Genomic DNA, 18,040 nt, shown 5'->3' with positions numbered 1-18,040 from the left:
CTCAATGCGACATCAGAACAGGAACAGGCATCGCTCCCATCACCGCGTGCGTGACGCCGCCAAGCAGAATCTCCCTCCACCGGGCGTGACCGTACGCGCCCATCACGAGCAGATCACAGCCCTTGTCTTTCACGCGCGACAGCAAGGCGGCTTCAACGGAAGCCGTCGGAGGCGGACGCAAGGCCGCCACTTCAACTGCAATGCCATGACGGGCCAGCACGAGTCCAATGTCGGCGCCAGGAATACGGTCGCGTTCCTTGTTCTCAAGTGTGAATGTGACGAGTGAGGTCTGTTGTGCAAGCCGCATGAAGGGCAAGGCATCGTAGAGCGCACGCGTGGCCGACTGGCCTCCATCCCATGCAACGACGATTTGACTCCCCACGCCCGGAAACTTGCCGGTGAATGGCACCCATAGAACTGGCCTGCCCGCCGCTAAGGTGATGCGGGTCTGAAAGCGGTTGCCTAGGGATGCATTCGGATCCTCCGGATCGCTCTGACGCAACACTATTAGGTCGGCCAGCCGGGAGCGCGCGATCATTTCGCGCTCCGCCGCTTGCTGAGCTGTGTGCCAGTTTCCTGTGAGCTTTACGTCTGCGAGCCGCGACAGGAAATAGTGTTCCAGGGCACGTCGTCGATCATCTTCTTCACGAATTTGCCGATCCCAATATTCGGTTCCGAACGTGAACACGTAGTCCAGCCGGTGTTCGATCAATGCCGGTGCGTATAGGGCGCTCACGTGCGCCCGATGCTGCTGTGCCACGTGCAGCGCGACATCGACGCAGGCTCGTGCGCGTTCGCTGTTATCGAGGTGAACAAGAATGCTGCGGTACTCCATGATCGACACTCCCAGCGAAAGAAAGACCCGCGGCGTACTTAGCGATTCACTCTAGGCGTCCATGCGCGACTGCAATTGACCTGCATCAACCCGGCGCGAGCCTTTCGCGTTGAGTGACCCATGGTGGCGAAGCGGGCCAGTGTGATGACGCAGATTGACGTAGATCAGTCGAAAGAAGCCAGGCCATGCCACGCTTCGGCACGTAAAACCGATATCTGTCGGACCTGATGGAGGCAATGATGAAATCCGATCTTCAGATCAAGCAGGACGTTGAAGCAGAACTGGACTGGGAACCCGGCGTGGCAGCATCCACCATCAGCGTAGAGGTCGAGAATGGTGTCGTGACGCTCAAGGGCCATCCCGCGAGCCTGGCCGAGAAGATTGCCGCTGAGCAGGCTGCGCAGCGCGTAGGAGGTGTCCGGGCGCTCACGATCGAGCTGCTGGTGCGCCTGCCGGAAGAGGAAATTCGAGGCGACGGTGAAATCGCGAACTTCGCGCACAGCATGCTGCGCTGGACAACAGGCTTGAGCGAGGGCGCGGTGCGCGTGCTGGTCGAGCATGGCCATGTCGTGCTCAAAGGCACGGTCGATTATGCCTGGCAGAGTCGGGCGGCCGCGCGGGCGATCGCCCAGATGCGCGGCGTAACCGGTGTTTCGAACCAGATCGAAGTCAGGCATCTCGCCGAGCCGGAAAAAATCAGCAAAGACATTCTCGACGCCATGCACCGTCATGCAGACCGCGAAGCACGGCACATCCGGGTGTCGGTTCGCGAGGGTACGGTGACGTTATCGGGAACCGTTCATTCGTATGCGGAGCGCGCCGTGGCGCGCGGGGCGGCGTGGGCCGCGCCGGGTGTAGGTGCAGTGGTTGACGAGTTGACTGTGGAGTGAACCGTCCGGGAGGAAAGCCGATGGATGTGAGGGACGATCGCCGAACCGGCATCCTGAAAGCCTGTCTTGACCGGCTGAAGTCGCATCCACTTGCGAAAGTCGGCCCAGGACTGATCACGGGTGTCGCTGACGATGATCCCAGCGGAATCGCTACGTACGCTCAGGCAGGCGCGCAGTACGGTCTTGCGATGTTGTGGACGATGCCGCTGGCGTTTCCGCTGATGGCTGCTATCCAGTCGATGTGCGCCGATCTTGGCCGTGTCACGGGCAGGGGGCTGGCTGCCAATATCAAGGCCGCATTTCCGCCGTTCGTGCTCTATGGCGTAGTGGGGCTCCTGCTCACCGGTACGTGCACTTTTTGAAGTGGCTCACGCTTTCGCTGCTCGCTTAGGCGGCGGTGCTGTTCACCGTACACGTGCCGTGGCACCAGGTCGCACTGCGTACGTTCTGGCCGAACTTCACGCCCGATGCGTCCTCGGCAGTGGTCATCGTGGGTGTGTTCGGGACGACCATCAGCCCTTATCTGTTCTTCTGGCAGGCCGCAGAAGAAATCGAGGATATGGAAAGCGCGCCGCTCGTGCGCGATCCCGGTGCCGCGCCGACCGAATTGCGACGCATTCGTTGGGACACATGGAGCGGCATGTTTTATTCCGATCTCGCGGCGTGGTTCATCATGCTCGCGACCGCCGTGACTTTGCATGTCGCCGGCGTGACGAGGATCGATACGGCAGCGCAGGCCGCAAGCGCGTTGCGCCCGCTTGTCGGGGACTTCGCCTATGCGCTGTTTGCGGCTGGCATATTCGGTGTCGGCATGATTGGGGTGCCTGTTCTGGCGGGCTCCGGAGCCTATGCGCTGTCTGAGGCGCTGGACTGGAAGGAAGGTCTGGAGCGACGCGTAGCGGATGCCCGCGGTTTCTACGCAATCATCGCGGTAAGCGTACTGCTCGGGCTCGTATTGCAGTATTCGCCGGTCAGTCCCATGCGAGCCCTGTTCATCAGCGCGGTGATCAACGGCGTCGTTGCTGTGCCGCTCATGGCGGTAGTCATCCTGCTGGTATCGAAACCGTCAGTTATGGGCGATTTCACGGCGGGATGGGCGGTTCGGGCGTTGGGCTGGCTGGGCACAGTGGTGATGGGTGTTGGCGCAATGGCGATGCTTGCCGCGCATTGATGACGCTACTGCGCAGTTCGGTTGATTGAGGTCAATTGCAAAGGGGCATTGATCGCTACATTGGGAGCGTCACAAACCCATTCGACCCTGGGAGAATGCACATGCAAGCCTCGGACATCATGACAACGGAAGTTGTTTCCGTGCCTATTTCGGCAAGCGTTTTCGACGCAGCCAACCTGATGGCGACACATCACATCAGTGGTCTGCCGGTGATTGGAGAAGATGGAAAGATCGCCGGCATGGTTAGCGAGGGTGACCTGCTGCACCGTGTTGAAACGGGCACAGGCAAGCCGCAACGTTCCTGGCTCGCGGAGTTTCTCCATTCAACGCGCCGGCTCGCGACGGAGTATCTGAAGGAGCACGCGCTGAAAATCAGCGATGTCATGACGGAGAACGTTGTGAGTGTCCTGCCGGCAACGCCACTCGCGGAAGTGGCGGATCTTTTGCAACGGCATCACATCAAGCGGGTGCCTGTCGTCGTCGACGGCAAGGTGCTTGGGATCGTGAGCCGTTCCAATCTCGTGCAGGCGCTTGCGCATGCTGCGCACGGCCCTTCAGACGCGCTGGCTTCCGACGAGGCGCTGCGCCAGCACGTCCTGCAGGTGCTCGATGGTCATCGCTGGGCGATGGCTGCGGAAAATGTGGTGGTTAAAGATGGTGTCGTTCACCTCTGGGGGACTGTTACGTCGGAGGAAGAACGCAGGGCAATCTGCGTTAGCGCCGAACGCGTAATGGGCGTCAAGGGCGTGGAAGACCATCTCGGCTATCCCACCTATTTCACGCCGATGTAACGGCCAGCATCATCTGGACAGACGCTGTGCCCGCATGCCGCCTTCATGGCTGGACAAGCTGACGAACAACGAACCGTGAGGAATCACTGGATGCGCTCTTTTTGTGAGCTTGAACGTGACCTGTCGCATATCAGGGCGGCAATCACCTTACTGGAGCAGACAAGGGCTCATCTATCCATACGGGGACCGGCCAACGATCCCGCGTATTGGCAGGCGAGAATCAGGCAACTCATGTCTGAATGGCGGTGTGACCGGATTCTTGAGCGCCAGGCAGCCAATTTGATGGGGCGTCTCGAAAGGCTCGCGACGCTTCCCTCGTCGGGCAAGCCATGACGGGAAAATCGTGCGTGGACATTTTGCCTGCGTACCGGTGATGTGATGATGGTGTCGCAAGCAGGAGTGGACTCTCATGAAATCTGACCTTGAACTGAAACGTGACATCGAGGCCGAACTGGCCAGCGATCGGTCGATTCAGCCCGCTGCTGTCGGGGTGGAGGTGTCAAACGGCGTAGTTACGTTATCGGGCCATCTAGCGAGCTATGCGGCAAAACTCGCCATCCAGCGAGCAACGGAGCGCGTGGCCGGAGTGCGCGGCATTGCCGTCGAGCTGGAGGTGCGCATCCCTCGGGATGAAGCGCGCAGCGACGAAGATATTGCGAATACGGTGCGTGCGATCCTTGAATGGACGGTTGGCGTCAACAATCAGAATATCCAGGTTGAAGTGGAAAAAGGCCGCGTGACCTTGCTGGGCGAGTGCGACTGGGGATATCAGAGCCATGCTGCGCAGCAGGCGATCGGACATTTGCTTGGCGTGACGGCAGTGAGCAATAACATCCGCATTCGAGGCGCGACTTCCGCTGAAGACATCGCGCGTGCGATTCGTGCCGCGATAGGGCGACACAGCGAACGCGAAGCGAGGCATGTCGAGATCAGTATTGACGGTGGGACGGTTACGCTAACCGGCAACGTTGCCTCCAACGCCGAGCGTCAGCTCGTCCACGGCGCTGCCAGGTCGACGCAGGGTGTTCATACGATTGTGAATCTCCTGAGGGTCGTCTGACGCAGCGAGACGTTTCGTGTATCGCTTCTTTTGTCGTTTCGAACGGTTGGCGTTCAGGATCGTCACCGCTTCGGCGATTGTTTGTGCCGGCGTGCTGCTCATCCATCGCTACGGAGATTTACTGCTCCCGGACACCCTGGCCCGGAATGCCGCGCTCGGCATTCCGATTGGACTGGTGTGTGGCGCTGTGAACCGGACTGTTTCATGCGAATACCTGATCTCCAGCCGAAAATTGGTGACGTAAAGCGCACTATATATGGGCGTCCTGTCACGATAGCGGCGGAATGCTTCGAGAGCAGTTTTGCACGGCGGTCTCACTGGGAGAGACGGAACAACGTTCTCGTCCCACCGTTCGTAGCCCGCTAAGTTTCGCTTAACGATGAACACGCAAATGAATAGCGGTGTACACGCGACGGCAACGAAGGCCGGCCATTCATCGGACAGAAGGAGTGGCACGGCTGTACCGTCATTTGCGCATTGGGCGTTCCTCACGGGTTGCCTGATCGCCATTCCCGCGTTCTATATCGAGCTGCTCGCGCCATCGCAGTCCACGCTGCTTGTCGCCCGCTCGCTCTACGCGGTGATGGCGTCGGCTTGCGCAGCAGCCCTTGTCAAATCTGCGCGGGGAGGTCTCACGCACGAGCGCCTACGTGGCCGATATGGGTTTGATCTCGCCATCGCCTGCGGGGCCTTCCTCAGCCTGATCGGTGGCGCGACACCGTGGTCTTCGTTCGAATGGATATTCAGGCTCGCGTTCATGGCAATGATTGCATTGCGTATTGTTATTGCCTTGCGCATCTACGTCGAACCGACCAGGCTCGCATGGCTGCCGGTAGCGGGGACGATGGTTCTTCTGCTTGGCGGCGCGGGCTTTTACGCATTGGAACCTCGTGTGCACAGCTATGCCGAGGGACTGTGGCTCGCATTCGAAAGCAGCGCCACGGTAGGGTATGGCGATATCGCGCCCACGACGCCAGCGTCACGCATCTTCGCCGTTTTCGTCGTATTGCTTGGCTACGGTATGTTTTCGCTGGTCTTTGCCGGACTTGCAGCATGGCTCATTGGCAAGGAGGAGCGGCTGCTCAGGCACGAGATGCATCGGGATATCAAGACACTCCATGAGGACATTCAGGCACTGCGCAGGGAGTTCAAAAGCGTGCGTGCAGCCGTCACCTCGAAGTCGGCCAGAGCGATGTCTCGCGATGGCGCCGAAGTTGTGCCAGACGCGTGTGCGAGGCGAAAGGGGATTGAGCGAGCCGACTAACGTGCGCAAAGGAGTGCTGGCCGCGCGGACTGCCATTTGATCGTCGATTGTCGCGCTTCTTCGAATACCCGGGTGCTTGACCGAGATCAACTGGGCAGCTTCGTCGCCGATCATCATTGGTCAGGTGTCGCGCTGGTGATGCGCGCGCAGGTGGCTGCCGTCGCGGCGGCTGGGTTCCAGAATTCTGTGGAGGGAACATGAGAGCACTGGTCTACAACGGTACGGGGAAGTTCGCGCTTCAGGAGCGCCCGGTTCCAGCCTTGCAGGAACCGGGTGACGCGATCGTCAAGATGTCGAAGACGACAATCTGCGGAACCGACCTGCATATCCTCAAAGGCGATGTGCCGACTTGCGAGCCGGGTCGCATCCTGGGTCATGAAGGCGTTGGCGTCGTGCACGAAATCGGTAGTGGCGTATCGACGCTGAAGGTGGGCGATCACGTCCTTGTATCGTGCATTTCGAGCTGCGGCCAGTGTGAATATTGCCGCCGCGGCATGTACTCGCACTGCAAAACGGGCGGCTGGATTCTGGGCAATCGCATCGACGGAACGCAGGCGGAATATGTGCGCACGCCGCACGCGCAGACGAGCCTGTACCGGATACCCTCAGGTATAGATGAGGCGGCGCTCGTCATGCTGTCGGACATCCTGCCCACAGGCTTCGAATGCGGCGTGCTCAATGGGAGGGTAGAGCCGGGCGGCACGGTAGCCATTGTCGGCGCCGGTCCGATCGGACTGGCCGCGCTGCTGACTGCGCAATTCTATTCGCCATCGCAGATCATCATGATCGACATGGATCCCAATCGACTGGCGTGCGCGAAGCGATTTGGCGCTACAGACTGCATCGATCCGCGTGCGGGCGATGTGGCGGCTGCCGTGATGAAACTCACGGCCGGTGTGGGCGTGGACTGCGCGATCGAGGCCGTTGGCGTGCCAGCGACGTTCGAGCTTTGCGAGCAACTTGTGGCTCCCGGCGGGGTCGTTGCTAACGTGGGGGTGCACGGCGTACCGGCATCCATTTTTCTCGACAAACTCTGGGATCGTAACGTCACCATTACCACGAGGCTCGTCGATACGGTCAGCACGCCGATGCTGCTCAAGACGGTGTGCGCCGGACGCATCGATCCAGGGCGGCTGATTACCCATCGATTTGCATTCGAAGACGCGGCAAAGGCCTACGAGACTTTCTCTCGCGCTGCCGATACGCATGCGCTGAAAGTGATTATCGAGATGTGATGCGCGAGTTGGTGTTCGCGCGCACAGCAAGGAGATTGGTATCGTGACACTCAATGGACATATTGACGCTACGGGCTGGAGCGTTGATGCCCGTACGTCACCCGCACCCGAAGGCGGTTTTTCGTGCGAAATCGTCGTTGCTCATGAGGCGGCTCAGCAGCGGGCCACGCATACATTCGTCCATCATCTTACTTTCAAAACCGAGCACGAGGCCTTGCTGGAAGGGCTGCGTGAAGGCATGGTGTGGGTCGATCTGAGACATCGACATGCGTTCGAAACCTAGCAGGAGATAAGTCGGCACATGAAGCAAGACCGCTGGCGTGCCGGCATCGATCCGCAGCGTAGGGCAGACACAGGGAGGCAGCCGCTGAAGCACGCACGATAGCAGTGCGTGACGGTCGCGGCTGGCACGCCGGTGAAGCAAGCTGCGACTACTGGCTCAATACCCAGCGAATCAGCGTATGTGCATCTTCGGCGGAAAGCGGGCCACCGCGATCCGCCGGTAACGGCATGGCCATATCTCCCCAGTGCGCTTTGCCGCCGTGCCGAAGCTTGTCCTCGAGCATGAGCCGCGCGTCGGGCTTGTCGCGGTAGCGTTGCGCGATCTGGTGAAACGACGGCGCAAGAAAAGGCGCGTCCGATGTGTGGCAAAACATGCAGTGCTGCTGATCGACGAGTTCGGTCGGTTCGGGAAGCTGTGCGTGCACGGTGCTTCCATGAAACGCTATCGCGCATGTCGCGATGGCGTGAATGAGGATCAAGGTGGAACGTGACGGCAATGGTAGTGTTGCCGGCCCAGTTGCGACAGTAAGCGAGGTGGGTGACATCGATCATCTCCCTGGGGATGGATAGCGAGACTAGCGCGACGAGTCGTCAGTTCATGGTGTCAGGCATGGATTCAGCGCCATTGATATGTGTCAAATGGGCATGGCCCGGATGCCGCAGGTTCGCAAAAAAAGACGGCGCCGTACCTGGCGCCGTAAATCCACGCATACCTCAGGGCCGAGGTACACCGTACCAACACCTTATAAGCAGCGGCAACGTCGCTGCCATGAAGCTAATTCTCGTCTGGTGCCACAGCTCTCGCCGGAATGAGGCGTAGAAGCCTTGGCCGTCAGTTTTCCCACGCTTTACGTCACGACTTCGTTTAACGGGCGGCGTGGCGATGCGGCATCAGGCGTACCGTGACCAATGCGCAGCAGGATTTGTGGAAAGGCGGACTTCGGCAAGTCGAGCAGTGCGTTCAACTGCGTGCGCAGTTCAGTCGCTTCAATCGGCTGGTTCAGATAAGAAGCGCACAATCCATGCGAGGTGAGCATCAGTAGCACGCGTTCCAGAGCCTCGCCGGCTGCGAGCCATGCGTGTGCGTCGTCAATGCCTGTCGCAATGCACAGCAAAAGAGGAGATCCGGCCGCCAGGCTGCGATGGGTCGCAGCGACGCCGTTGCCAACATCGAACGTGCGGATCGCCGACGCGACCAGCGGTGTGGCGAAGTCGAGCATGGAACCCAGGCCAGCGGCATACGAAGGCATGCCGTCGCCAGTGCGGCGCGGATGGATCCAGTTCGCCAGTTCGCGTCTAAACCCTGGGCTGGCGAACTGGCGTTTGTCGCCTTCGGCGACGAGGTCTGCGAGTGCCTCGCGCGTTTGCGCATCGCTCGCGCAGGCAACGTCAACGCCTTCCGCGAGCGCCGCTTCGATCAGCGCGTTCTCCACCTCTTTGGGGACAGGCTGCGCGGAAAACGGATGGCGCGTAGTGACCCGAAGCGCGATCGCGCTGGCAAGCGGAGCTAGTTCAGCACCGACGCTTCGATCCCTTATCAGACGCACGTCGGCAAGCAGATCTGGATCGAGGCTCGAGGGAAAAAGGGTGATCGCATAGCCGATGCCGAGGCTCGCGAGAGCCACGCGTATGTTGAAAAGCGCAGCTCCACAACTGATGGTCAGCTCGCGATCGAACGGATCCACGACTGGCAGCGCACGCAGTCTGTCGGCGCACAGCAGGATCCGGTTGTGATCGGTCACGAAGCGCCACGGCTGGCTGTTGTGGTTCGACGGGGCGAGTGTTGCCTGATGCAAGACGTAACGCAGACAGTCGTCGCCGAGCTTGCCGGGTACACGGTCGGTTGCACACGCTTGCGTAGTATCGAGCATGATGTCTGGAGCCTGTGTGATGACGCGGGGCGCACGACTTGAATTCGCTGTGAAATAGAGCGCCCTGAATCGTCAATCGGGAAGCGCCTTCTGCGTGCGAGTCAGTGTAGGGTCGATTGCCCCACCAGATTTGATCTACGTCAATTCAATTCGGCACACACACGCGGGTTGATGCGCACGATATCAGTTGATGCACATCAAGCGCTGGAGAGGAACGGTTCTTATAGTGAACCGATATCTCGCTCGAGCCGACGCGCGGCCGGGCTACCGTCCGAAAGGAGCGTGCGATGCGAAAGGAGCGGATTGCTTTTATCAGCGGTGGTATGGGAGGGCTCGGGGAGGCCATCAGCCGCAGGCTATACGACGCGGGTTTCACCGTTGTCGTGTCGCATTCGCAGCAAAACGATCATGTCGCGACATGGCTGCATCACGAACGGGAAGCGGGGCGCACGTTCCATGCATTCGAACTCGATGTATCGAGCTACGACTCATGCATCGCGTGTGCGCGCAAGGTCGCGGCGCAGTTCGATGGCGTCGATGACCTCATCAATAACGCTGGCATCACATGCGACGCGAGTTTTTTGAAGCTAACGAAACCTGACTGGGACACGGTGCTGCGTACGAATCTAGACAGTCTTTTCAATCTTACGAAGCCATTTCTACCTGGGATGGTTGAGCGGGGCTTTGGCCGAATCGTCAATATTGGTTCCGTGAATGGATCGCGTGGCGCGTTCGGACAGACGAACTACGCTGCCGCAAAAGCGGGGATGCACGGTTTCACGACGTCGCTCGCACTTGAGGTCGCGAAATGCGGTGTGACAGTCAATACTGTCTCGCCTGGTTACCTCGCGACCGCAATGGTAGCCGCCGTGCCGCAGGACATCATGAATACGCGCATCCTGCCTCAGATTCCGGTAGGGCGCATTGGGCGGCCGGAAGAAGTCGCTTCGCTGATTGCCTACCTCTGTTCAGACGACGGAGCGTTCGTGACGGGGGCCAATTTTCCTGTCAACGGCGGTATGCATATGCAATAGCCGTCTGTGCGACGGTATGAGCGACGCGTGTCACTCAACGGCTGAACGCGCGCACGGTATCTCAAGAGCGTCGCGCAGTGCAGCGGCGAAGCGCTGGAATGCCAGCAGTGACGCTGCGACACTCTGGTACTTTTCGCGCCCGATCTGGCCGTCCAGCGTGACGAGCATGCCGGCGCTGCAGGCAAGCGCGAGCCGGGTTTCGGAATCGTCAGCGGCGATGGCGGGTAGCGCGGCAGCGTTCATCTGATGCATCGGGACGGAGGACACGTCAACACTCCTTTAGGTGGGCGGCTTAGACCGGGTGGGGCGACGATTCCAGTATGGGAAGCGTTAGCGTGCCTTACCATGAGCCGTGGCTGAAACTGGAGTAAGGCCAATTCATGGCGTGTAGGGGAATGCCTACACAAAGGAGGCAAGGTGACCGGGATCGTGACGCTCACATTGAACCCTGCCGTTGACGTCTGGACGGCGGTAGATCGGATTGTCGATACCCATAAGCTGCGCTGCGAGCCCGCGCGTTGCTATCCCGGAGGCGGGGGCATCAACGTGGCGCGCGTGGTGAGACGCCTCGACGGTGCGCAGGCGCGTTGCCTCGCGCTCTACCTTGCCGGTGGAGCTGCGGGCGCAAGGCTTGAGCAGATGCTATCGAACGAACGCATACAAAGCCGGCGCTTGCGCATTGCAGGCGAAACGCGCGAGAACTTCTCGGTAACTGAGCGTGCGACCGGCCGCGAATTCCGCTTTGTTTTGCCGGGCCCACATGTCAGCGAAGAGGAATGGCAGGCCGCCCTCATGGTGCTTGACGCGCTCGAAGCCGCGCACGGATCGTCTGGCTCGGAAAGCTATTTGGTGATGAGCGGCAGTCTGCCACCAGGATTGCCGTCAGGGGCCTATGCCGAGCTGGCCCGCAGCGCGAGGCAGCGAGGCTTGCGCGTGGTGCTGGACAGTTCGGGGCCGGCGCTCTCCCTCGCGCTTGATGCGGGCGTCTTTCTGGTGAAACCGAGTCTTGCCGAGTTGGCGAGCCTGATCGGGAGTCCATTGCCCACCGAATCCGACTGGCTTAAGGCCGCCCGGCAGATCGTTCACGACGGCCGGGCGCAGATTGTCGCTTTGACCCTGGGGGACCGCGGCGCGCTGCTCGTTTCGTCAGATGAGACGCTCCGTCTTCAGGCGCTTCCGGTGTCGGTAGCCGGTGCGACCGGTGCGGGCGACAGCTTTCTTGCGGGCTTGCTGGTCGCGTTGCGGCGCGGCGATTCGCTCCTGGATGCAGCGCGTCTTGCGCAGGCCGCTGCCTCCGCAACGTTGTTGTCGAGTGGCACCGCGCTATGCGACCCTGACGAAGTGGCGCGCTTATTAGCCCTCACGCAGAGCGCTAGTTGACGCGACGACGGCGGTACAGAACCTGGTGTGCGGGGCCAAGTCCCGCGAGGAGTCCAATATGTACGGGAAGATCGAATTGGCGTACGACGGCAGCGAAACGTCGAAGCTGGCTTTGGCCGAAGCGTTGAAAATCGCGCGCCTGTGTGGTGCGCACCTGCAGATCGTGCACGTGCTCGATATCGTGTCACTGATGAGCATAGGCACGGGACTGACTTATGTGCCGGCGGAGGTGATCGACGCGTATCAAGTGGACGCCCTGAAGATGCTTGAAACGGCCAGCAGCGAAGCGAAGGCAGCAGGCGTGCCCTGCGAGACAAGACTGCTTGAAGTGCAGAACATGAGCGACGGCGTGGCGCAAAGTCTGGAACGCGACGCTTCGAGCTATGGCGCGCAACTCGTCGTGCTGGGCACGCACGGCCGGCGTGGAGTCAAACGCGCTTTGCTCGGCAGCGTCGCCGAGCAGTTCGTGCGCATCGCTCAATGCCCGGTGTTGCTCGTACGCGATGTGACCCGGTGACCAGTGCCGCCGGGGCCAGGACACCGATGAATGAGATCCGTTGTGCTTTCACATCGTCGCATCGGCTGCGGCCTCTGCGAACCACGGTACATCGGCCGCCAGGGCCGCGCAATAGAACTCCCACCCGGCGTCATAATCGTCGAAGAGCCATTGCCTGACCGGGGAAGCCAGCGCACTGCGATCGAGTCTGTCTTCGAGCAGGAGCGCCGGCCAGCGACAAAACGCATGCAGTGCGCGCTGTTCGAGTTCGCGCAGCGACGTCGTCTGGGCGACATGGTCGAGCAGTGCCATCTGTGCGAGCGATGGATACTTGCGGATCAGTTCCCCGACAAGCTGTACTTCATACTCATGTTCCTTCGCGTTGGTCAGCATTTCCAGTACGCTGCCGAGCTGCTGCAGCAGCGCCCGGCGCTCAAAGGCATCGTTCATGATCGATTACTCCACGGCAATCTCATTTCGCCCGACGGAAGTGCTCGCGCCCGTGCCGGCGCGCGATTCGTGACTTCGGGCTATCGGTCACGGGATAAGGGTTCAACTGGTCGTATCCAACGTGAGGTGTAACGTTGGCAACTGGCCCCAGCCGAGCGGCGCGTAGACCATTCCGCCGGCGAGTTCAACCAGTTCCGTAAATCGCTGTAAGCTCACGCCAGCCATGATGCGAATAGGGAAGCCACCAAAATAATTTTCGGTGTGAAGCCACGCGGTCTTCTTCGCATTGATGTCCTGCACGCTGTAAGTGTCGGCGTGCGCGCCTTCCTCCGGGCTCAGTAGGGAACCGTCAAAGCCGAGTTTAAGGATCTGATCCGGTTCGTCAGCATAGGGCAGGCCTGACTCGCTCATATACGGGCCGCGTTCCCAGCGCTCACCCCATTGCTGATCGAGCGCGATGCGCGTGAACCAGGCCCAGGGCGTGCGGATGTAACACAGTCGATAGATGTCCTGTACTGCGCTCAAATCAACACGGGCTGACATATTTCATCCTTACCTGGTTGAGGTTGGCCGACCTTGTTTCGAGGCCGGCAGGTTGCGTCTCCATCATGCACCTCCCCAGGCAGTCAGTCGCTGCGTGCCCTTATCAGTCTCGCGACTCACGGGCCTGAGCTGTTGATTTAGATCAACCAGTTTTGGGGGCGCGCAGAGCAGCTTGCTAAAACGGGATCCGTTTGGCGGCCAGTTGACCAAGGTCAGTTGCCTTCAGGACTGCACCTGTATTGTGGGCGTGCGCGTCATGTTGCGCCGTGCACTGCGGAGTGCTAGGCGATGACATCGTCTGTTTATCAAAGCATTTTGCTGGCGGTCGACGGCGGCGGATCGGCGCGCTGCGCCGCACGGGAAGCCATCGCACTGGCAGCGCTCGCGCACGCACACGTGCATACTGTGTATGTCGTGCAGAAATGGGGCGTTGCTCCCTATTCAGGCTATTACGACCCGGATGCGCTCGGCCGTGTGCTTTACGGGGACGGCCGTCTGGCGCTGGAAGACGTAAGGCGTGCGGCAATCGAACAGGACGTTTCGGTTTCTGTCGAGATCAGCGAGACGCTTGGGAAATCCGATTCAATCGCTCGTTGCCTGAAGCGTTGCGCGCAAACGCGGGAATCTGATCTGGCTGTCATGGGAACCCATGGCAAGCACGGGGTGAGCAGGGCGGTTCTGGGAAGTGTTGCCGAGGAGTTTCTTCGCATTTCGCCGTGTCCAGTCTTGATTGTGCGTTGCTAAACCTCGTGACGCTGCGCTCAGGAGTGAATCATGAGAGCGATGGTCTTTGATGGCGAGAGTCCTGTCCTTTGTGAAACCCAGTTGCCGGATCCCTCACCACGCGAGGGGCAACTATTGATCGACGTGGCTGCGTGCGGTGTATGCCGCACCGATCTTCATGTCATCGAAGCAGACCTGGAGAGCCCGAAGCGACCTTTGATTCCCGGCCACGAAATCGTCGGTCGGGTCGCAGCACTCGGACGTGGCGTAACGGGTTTCGCTATTGGCGATTGCGTGGGCGTACCGTGGCTCGGCCATACATGCGGTCATTGCCGGTTCTGTGTACATGGTCGAGAAAACCTTTGCGACGCGCCGGGGTTCACTGGATATACGATTGACGGCGGCTACGCGACACGTACTGTCGCGGATGCGCGTTATTGCCTTCACTTGCCGCGTCAATACAGCCATGCTGAGGCCGCGCCATTGTTGTGTGCCGGGTTGATTGGCTTTCGTTCGCTCGTGATGGCGGGTGACGCTGAGCGTATCGGCATTTACGGTTTCGGTGCCGCAGGCCACATCGTGGCGCAGGTAGCGCAGCATCAGGGCCGGGACGTCTATGCTTTCACGAGTCCCGGCGACGTCGCGGCGCAGGAATTCGCACGTCGGCTCGGCGTAGTCTGGGCAGGCGGCAGCGATCAGCGCGCGCCCGTCGAACTCGATGCCGCGCTGCTGTTTGCCCCGGTCGGTGACCTTGTGCCAGTAGCATTGCGCGCGCTCGCAAAAGGCGGAACGGTAGTCTGCGGGGGCATTCATATGAGCGACATTCCGTCGTTCCCTTATGCGTGGCTATGGGGGGAGCGACGCATCGTTTCTGTTGCCAACCTCACACGCGAAGATGGCATTCGATTCATGAACATCGCCGGAAAACACAAGCTCTCGTTACAGGTAACGGAATACCCGCTCTCCAGTGCCAATCAGGCGCTTGCTGATCTGCGCGAAGGCAGGCTGACCGGCGCGGCGGTACTGACGATGGATTGAGCGTGCTGCGTTTAGCAGTTGAATGCCTATGTTGTGTGTGCCTTGCGCAGGTGGCCGGAAGTCAGGTTAGTGCTCGATGGCCCACGCTGCCCAGACAGCTGCGACGATGAATATTTGACTGGATATCACGATCACCGCGAAATTGCGGGTGCCCAGAAAAATCGCTACCGCACATTTCGTCAATGCATTCGACGTTACCGTAATGAGAACGGGGAGAACCGCCTCTTTTGGTGTAATCAGCGATTGAGCCGCCAGAGATGCAACGGTGGCTGCCGTGGAATGGGCATCTGCCAGGCCGCCGACAGCTGCGGTGAGAGCAATCCCCGTGTTACCAAGCCAACGCGTTAGCAGCACGCTGGCCAGCGTAAGCATCATGAGCGTTGTAGCGAGGATCAGGGCGGCCTTGATATCGACTGCGCGTCCAACGACCATTGCCTCCTGGGTCGGACTTCGGGACGCGAACCATGTCACGGCAAGACCGAAGACGAGCGACGCAATGGTGCCGGCAGCGAGCGACGGACCGAGTGGGAGCAGCAGGGGTTTGAATACGACGCCGACGACCGCGCATAGCTGGGTGAGTGTTGCTACGGAGGACAAAGCGGCTGCAGCAGCCATTGGCAATGGGGTGGCAGGAGACGCTTTGGCTCGACGTGCCATTGCGGCGATTGTCGCAACGCTGGAAACAAAACCACCCAGAAGCCCGGCGAACGCGAGACCTATGCGTGGCCCCAGGGCAACCTGGGAAATGTGACCCATGGTGCTGATCAACATTACCAGCACAGCGAATCGCCATACGGTCTGCGGGTTGATGGCGCCGAAGATGTCGACGGCGCGATCGGGCAGCATCGGAAGGATAACCAGGGCAGACGCGGCGAGCGTTAGCAGATCGAAGACTTCTTCACGTCCCAGTCTGGACGTTACAAAATCATGCAGTTGTGAGCGGGCGGCGAGCACGATTGTCAGAGTCACTCCCAACGCCGCCGCCAGTGTGGCGTCGACAACGGCGAGCCCGCCCAGCAACAACGTGGCAATCATCGCTGATTCAGTTGTGAGTCCCGGATCGTCGCTTGGTCGCAGGTACGCCGCTGTACTGAGTGCGCTCAACGCCAGGGTTGACGCGACCGTGAGCAGCGTGCCGCCCAGGCGCATGCTGATCGCACCCACTACGGCAATCACAACGAACGTGCGGATGCCTGCAGCCGCTCGCGTTGCCCCGGTTCCCTTTCGACGTTCCCGCTCAGCGCCTACGAGAAGACCGATGCCGAGCGCAACTGCAAAAGGCATGTATTCGGCGTTCAGCGAGTTCATGGCATTGCTTTCACTAGTCGCATGCGACTACGTTTCTGGCGGTACAAGCAACATCGGAGTGGAAGTTAGCCTTGTCATGCGCTCCGCGACACTGCCGAGTAACCAGCGCGTCAAACCACGGCGCCCGTGTGTCCCGACAACGAGTAGCTGTGCATTCCATCGCAGTGCTTCACGATTAAGTGCGTGCGGGATGTCGTCAAATGAACTGTTAGTTCGGAGTACGGCAGTTTCGATGTGCCATCCGCCCTGTTGATAGGTGGCAAGCTTGGCGTGCGCGTTTGCGATGGCCACATTTCCGACCTCTCTGAGCGTTTCCTCAAGACGGGTTTCAAGGCTGCCTGTGCCAAAGGCCAGGAGTCGGTCGACCACGTAGATCACCCGCCAGTTTGCTTGCCGTGTAGCAAGTCGAGCCGCAATTGGGAGAGCAGCGAGCGACTCGTTGCTTCCATCGGTGGCGAACAGAATGCGTGAGGGTCGCTCATCGGCATTTGGTTCGTACCCTGCTGGGATCATTAACACGGGCCAGCGCAGCAAATGCGTGAATGGTGCGCAAACTTCCCCGAGCACCCAGCGTATCAGGCGTCGATGCTGGTGACTGCCGAGAACGACCAGGTCGACCGCGTAGCGCTTGGCGACTTCATCGAGTACCTCGACGATGTTGCCGCCTTCCTTGCAGAGATTGATGACTTCTCCTTCGACGCGCGCGCCGCACTGATCCAGCGATGAGCGCGCCGCGTTGACAGATTCTTCAGCATCCCGCCGCAGTTCGCTCCTCGCAGCGTCTAAAGTCTGACCCGTCCATGATCCAAATGGTGCGAACGAGCGTGGGTCTTCCGCCACGCTCACGATATGCACGGTCATATTTGTTCGCAACAGCGAACGGAGATATTGCACGGCGGCAACTGATGCTGGCGAGGCGTCGACCGCCACCAGGATGTTTGAAATCACTGGTAGCGACATGGAGTCATTCGTATGGGCGGTCATCGCTGTCTCGATCGGTAGACAAGTCGTACGTCTACATTGAAACGCAGATGCCTCACCACGATTGACAGAGGTCAACTGAACGCTTTTTGAGTGGTCGATTGCTCGGTCGACGGATATAGGGCGAGTTCTTGAGCGCGGCTGACTCTAAGCATGGCGTCAAAATGATTCGCTCGGCACAGGGACAGATGTGCTTTGGGGGGCAACGGGAATCAAGGTTGTCCGGGACATGCCTCGTCGGCTGTGTTAGGGGCGTCGGCGAGTTATGGCCGAAGATGCGCTAAAGTGAGCTTCCTCTGGGCGACTGGCCGCAATCTGCGGCAGATCGGCCCCTCGTTGTGCCGACGCGACTGACCCTTCGTGGCCGAGGCTGTGTCAAAACTCGAAATTACCCGGTTTTCGGGTGTCGCTTCACCCTTCCCGAAGTGCCGCGAAGCCGATAAGCAGCGTTCTGGTGGGTCGATTTTCGTGCTCGGCGTCGAAATCGCACGTTTTGACACAGCCTCGGCCGAGGCTGTGTCAAAACCCGCGCGATCGCCTAGACTGAATCAACCTGTTAGCGCGAGAGGCGGAGATGGGGCGATTCGTCGAAGGTGCAAGCCGCAATCAGGCCACGTTGCTGCCGGAGTGTCTCGAAGACTTTGTCGCTGAAGACAATCCCGTGCGGATCGTCGACGCATTCGTAGAC

The 18,040-nt window shown here is 60.0% G+C and carries 20 protein-coding genes and 1 pseudogene; 13 read left to right on the top strand and 8 right to left on the bottom strand.

Annotated features, from left to right (window positions below; all coding sequences use genetic code 11):
- Window position 1: 1 nt before the first annotated feature.
- A complete protein-coding gene (locus tag BBA01S_RS36485) occupies window positions 2-835 on the bottom strand; it encodes a universal stress protein (RefSeq protein ID WP_027820733.1) in 834 nt (277 codons plus the stop codon).
- A 239-nt stretch (window positions 836-1,074) separates the two neighbouring features.
- Between BBA01S_RS36485 and BBA01S_RS36480 the strand changes: the two genes are divergently transcribed.
- The 8 genes and pseudogenes from BBA01S_RS36480 to BBA01S_RS47335 all read left to right on the top strand — a co-directional run bounded on the left by BBA01S_RS36480 (window position 1,075) and on the right by BBA01S_RS47335 (window position 7,529).
- Window positions 1,075-1,725 (top strand): BON domain-containing protein, encoded by a 651-nt coding sequence (locus BBA01S_RS36480; protein ID WP_027820732.1) that lies wholly within the window; start codon window positions 1,075-1,077, stop codon window positions 1,723-1,725.
- A 20-nt stretch (window positions 1,726-1,745) separates the two neighbouring features.
- Window positions 1,746-2,896, top strand: a pseudogene (locus BBA01S_RS44410) (NRAMP family divalent metal transporter).
- Between the two features lie 101 nt (window positions 2,897-2,997).
- Window positions 2,998-3,687: a CBS domain-containing protein gene (locus tag BBA01S_RS36470; protein ID WP_027820731.1), complete on the top strand. Its 690-nt coding sequence runs from the start codon at window positions 2,998-3,000 to the stop codon at window positions 3,685-3,687.
- A 409-nt stretch (window positions 3,688-4,096) separates the two neighbouring features.
- Window positions 4,097-4,747 (top strand): BON domain-containing protein, encoded by a 651-nt coding sequence (locus BBA01S_RS36465; protein ID WP_027820730.1) that lies wholly within the window; start codon window positions 4,097-4,099, stop codon window positions 4,745-4,747.
- Between the two features lie 16 nt (window positions 4,748-4,763).
- Window positions 4,764-4,991: a hypothetical protein gene (locus tag BBA01S_RS47340; RefSeq protein WP_156966223.1), complete on the top strand. Its 228-nt coding sequence runs from the start codon at window positions 4,764-4,766 to the stop codon at window positions 4,989-4,991.
- 135 nt (window positions 4,992-5,126) lie between these two features.
- A complete protein-coding gene (locus tag BBA01S_RS44405; protein ID WP_245641706.1) occupies window positions 5,127-6,011 on the top strand; it encodes a potassium channel family protein in 885 nt (294 codons plus the stop codon).
- Between the two features lie 197 nt (window positions 6,012-6,208).
- Window positions 6,209-7,246, top strand: coding sequence for a zinc-dependent alcohol dehydrogenase family protein (locus tag BBA01S_RS36450; protein WP_027820728.1), 1,038 nt, complete (start codon window positions 6,209-6,211; stop codon window positions 7,244-7,246).
- A 43-nt stretch (window positions 7,247-7,289) separates the two neighbouring features.
- Window positions 7,290-7,529 (top strand): UDP-glucose 4-epimerase, encoded by a 240-nt coding sequence (locus BBA01S_RS47335; protein ID WP_156966222.1) that lies wholly within the window; start codon window positions 7,290-7,292, stop codon window positions 7,527-7,529.
- A 148-nt stretch (window positions 7,530-7,677) separates the two neighbouring features.
- Here BBA01S_RS47335 and BBA01S_RS36440 read toward each other — a convergent pair whose 3' ends face one another.
- A complete protein-coding gene (locus BBA01S_RS36440; RefSeq protein WP_245641705.1) occupies window positions 7,678-8,073 on the bottom strand; it encodes a c-type cytochrome in 396 nt (131 codons plus the stop codon).
- Window positions 8,074-8,376: 303 nt separating this feature from the next.
- Window positions 8,377-9,399, bottom strand: a complete 1,023-nt coding sequence (locus BBA01S_RS44400) for an Acg family FMN-binding oxidoreductase (protein WP_042298482.1) — start codon at window positions 9,397-9,399, stop codon at window positions 8,377-8,379.
- Between the two features lie 287 nt (window positions 9,400-9,686).
- Here BBA01S_RS44400 and phbB point away from each other — a divergent pair, with 287 nt between their 5' ends.
- Window positions 9,687-10,433, top strand: coding sequence for an acetoacetyl-CoA reductase (gene phbB / locus BBA01S_RS36430; protein WP_027820726.1), 747 nt, complete (start codon window positions 9,687-9,689; stop codon window positions 10,431-10,433).
- A gap of 30 nt (window positions 10,434-10,463) precedes the next feature.
- Here the strand turns inward: phbB and BBA01S_RS44395 are convergent, their stop codons facing one another.
- The gene (locus tag BBA01S_RS44395) at window positions 10,464-10,676 is read right to left on the bottom strand and encodes a hypothetical protein (RefSeq protein ID WP_156966221.1); all 213 of its coding nucleotides are present in this window, start codon (window positions 10,674-10,676) and stop codon (window positions 10,464-10,466) included.
- 174 nt (window positions 10,677-10,850) lie between these two features.
- Here BBA01S_RS44395 and BBA01S_RS36420 point away from each other — a divergent pair, with 174 nt between their 5' ends.
- Window positions 10,851-11,813, top strand: a complete 963-nt coding sequence (locus BBA01S_RS36420) for a 1-phosphofructokinase family hexose kinase (protein ID WP_027820725.1) — start codon at window positions 10,851-10,853, stop codon at window positions 11,811-11,813.
- A 58-nt stretch (window positions 11,814-11,871) separates the two neighbouring features.
- A complete protein-coding gene (locus BBA01S_RS36415) occupies window positions 11,872-12,330 on the top strand; it encodes a universal stress protein (protein ID WP_027820724.1) in 459 nt (152 codons plus the stop codon).
- Between the two features lie 48 nt (window positions 12,331-12,378).
- Here the strand turns inward: BBA01S_RS36415 and BBA01S_RS44390 are convergent, their stop codons facing one another.
- Together BBA01S_RS44390 and BBA01S_RS36405 are read right to left on the bottom strand one after the other, a co-directional pair.
- On the bottom strand, window positions 12,379-12,759 hold the full coding sequence (locus tag BBA01S_RS44390; RefSeq protein WP_042298480.1) for a hypothetical protein: 381 nt from the start codon (window positions 12,757-12,759) through the stop codon (window positions 12,379-12,381).
- 102 nt (window positions 12,760-12,861) lie between these two features.
- Complete coding sequence (locus BBA01S_RS36405) at window positions 12,862-13,302, bottom strand: hypothetical protein (protein ID WP_027820723.1); 441 nt, start codon at window positions 13,300-13,302, stop codon at window positions 12,862-12,864.
- A 288-nt stretch (window positions 13,303-13,590) separates the two neighbouring features.
- On the opposite strand from BBA01S_RS36405, the gene BBA01S_RS36400 reads away from it, so the two are divergent.
- Both BBA01S_RS36400 and BBA01S_RS36395 read left to right on the top strand, forming a co-directional pair.
- On the top strand, window positions 13,591-14,046 hold the full coding sequence (locus BBA01S_RS36400; RefSeq protein WP_027820722.1) for a universal stress protein: 456 nt from the start codon (window positions 13,591-13,593) through the stop codon (window positions 14,044-14,046).
- A gap of 30 nt (window positions 14,047-14,076) precedes the next feature.
- On the top strand, window positions 14,077-15,063 hold the full coding sequence (locus BBA01S_RS36395; protein ID WP_027820721.1) for a zinc-dependent alcohol dehydrogenase family protein: 987 nt from the start codon (window positions 14,077-14,079) through the stop codon (window positions 15,061-15,063).
- Window positions 15,064-15,129: 66 nt separating this feature from the next.
- Here the strand turns inward: BBA01S_RS36395 and BBA01S_RS36390 are convergent, their stop codons facing one another.
- Complete coding sequence (locus tag BBA01S_RS36390) at window positions 15,130-16,371, bottom strand: MgtC/SapB family protein (RefSeq protein ID WP_027820720.1); 1,242 nt, start codon at window positions 16,369-16,371, stop codon at window positions 15,130-15,132.
- Window positions 16,372-16,398: 27 nt separating this feature from the next.
- Window positions 16,399-17,355 (bottom strand): universal stress protein, encoded by a 957-nt coding sequence (locus BBA01S_RS46375; RefSeq protein ID WP_084162764.1) that lies wholly within the window; start codon window positions 17,353-17,355, stop codon window positions 16,399-16,401.
- Window positions 17,356-18,040: the final 685 nt, after the last annotated feature.

The organism is Paraburkholderia bannensis NBRC 103871 (assembly GCF_000685015.1).
GTDB classification, from domain to species: Bacteria; Pseudomonadota; Gammaproteobacteria; order Burkholderiales; family Burkholderiaceae; genus Paraburkholderia; species Paraburkholderia bannensis.
The sequence above is the reverse complement of the archived record's forward strand: the minus strand, read 5'-3'. Positions and strand labels throughout refer to the sequence as shown.

Coding starts and splice junctions, on each gene's coding strand:
- BBA01S_RS36485 (WP_027820733.1), bottom strand. CDS start 835: ATGGAGTACCGCAGCATTCTTGTTCACCTCGATAACAGCGAACGCGCA.
- BBA01S_RS36480 (WP_027820732.1), top strand. CDS start 1,075: ATGAAATCCGATCTTCAGATCAAGCAGGACGTTGAAGCAGAACTGGAC.
- BBA01S_RS36470 (WP_027820731.1), top strand. CDS start 2,998: ATGCAAGCCTCGGACATCATGACAACGGAAGTTGTTTCCGTGCCTATT.
- BBA01S_RS36465 (WP_027820730.1), top strand. CDS start 4,097: ATGAAATCTGACCTTGAACTGAAACGTGACATCGAGGCCGAACTGGCC.
- BBA01S_RS44405 (WP_245641706.1), top strand. CDS start 5,127: ATGAACACGCAAATGAATAGCGGTGTACACGCGACGGCAACGAAGGCC.
- BBA01S_RS36450 (WP_027820728.1), top strand. CDS start 6,209: ATGAGAGCACTGGTCTACAACGGTACGGGGAAGTTCGCGCTTCAGGAG.
- BBA01S_RS36440 (WP_245641705.1), bottom strand. CDS start 8,073: ATGTCACCCACCTCGCTTACTGTCGCAACTGGGCCGGCAACACTACCA.
- BBA01S_RS44400 (WP_042298482.1), bottom strand. CDS start 9,399: ATGCTCGATACTACGCAAGCGTGTGCAACCGACCGTGTACCCGGCAAG.
- phbB (WP_027820726.1), top strand. CDS start 9,687: ATGCGAAAGGAGCGGATTGCTTTTATCAGCGGTGGTATGGGAGGGCTC.
- BBA01S_RS44395 (WP_156966221.1), bottom strand. CDS start 10,676: ATGAACGCTGCCGCGCTACCCGCCATCGCCGCTGACGATTCCGAAACC.
- BBA01S_RS36415 (WP_027820724.1), top strand. CDS start 11,872: ATGTACGGGAAGATCGAATTGGCGTACGACGGCAGCGAAACGTCGAAG.
- BBA01S_RS44390 (WP_042298480.1), bottom strand. CDS start 12,759: ATGAACGATGCCTTTGAGCGCCGGGCGCTGCTGCAGCAGCTCGGCAGC.
- BBA01S_RS36405 (WP_027820723.1), bottom strand. CDS start 13,302: ATGTCAGCCCGTGTTGATTTGAGCGCAGTACAGGACATCTATCGACTG.
- BBA01S_RS36400 (WP_027820722.1), top strand. CDS start 13,591: ATGACATCGTCTGTTTATCAAAGCATTTTGCTGGCGGTCGACGGCGGC.
- BBA01S_RS36395 (WP_027820721.1), top strand. CDS start 14,077: ATGAGAGCGATGGTCTTTGATGGCGAGAGTCCTGTCCTTTGTGAAACC.
- BBA01S_RS36390 (WP_027820720.1), bottom strand. CDS start 16,371: ATGAACTCGCTGAACGCCGAATACATGCCTTTTGCAGTTGCGCTCGGC.
- BBA01S_RS46375 (WP_084162764.1), bottom strand. CDS start 17,355: ATGACCGCCCATACGAATGACTCCATGTCGCTACCAGTGATTTCAAAC.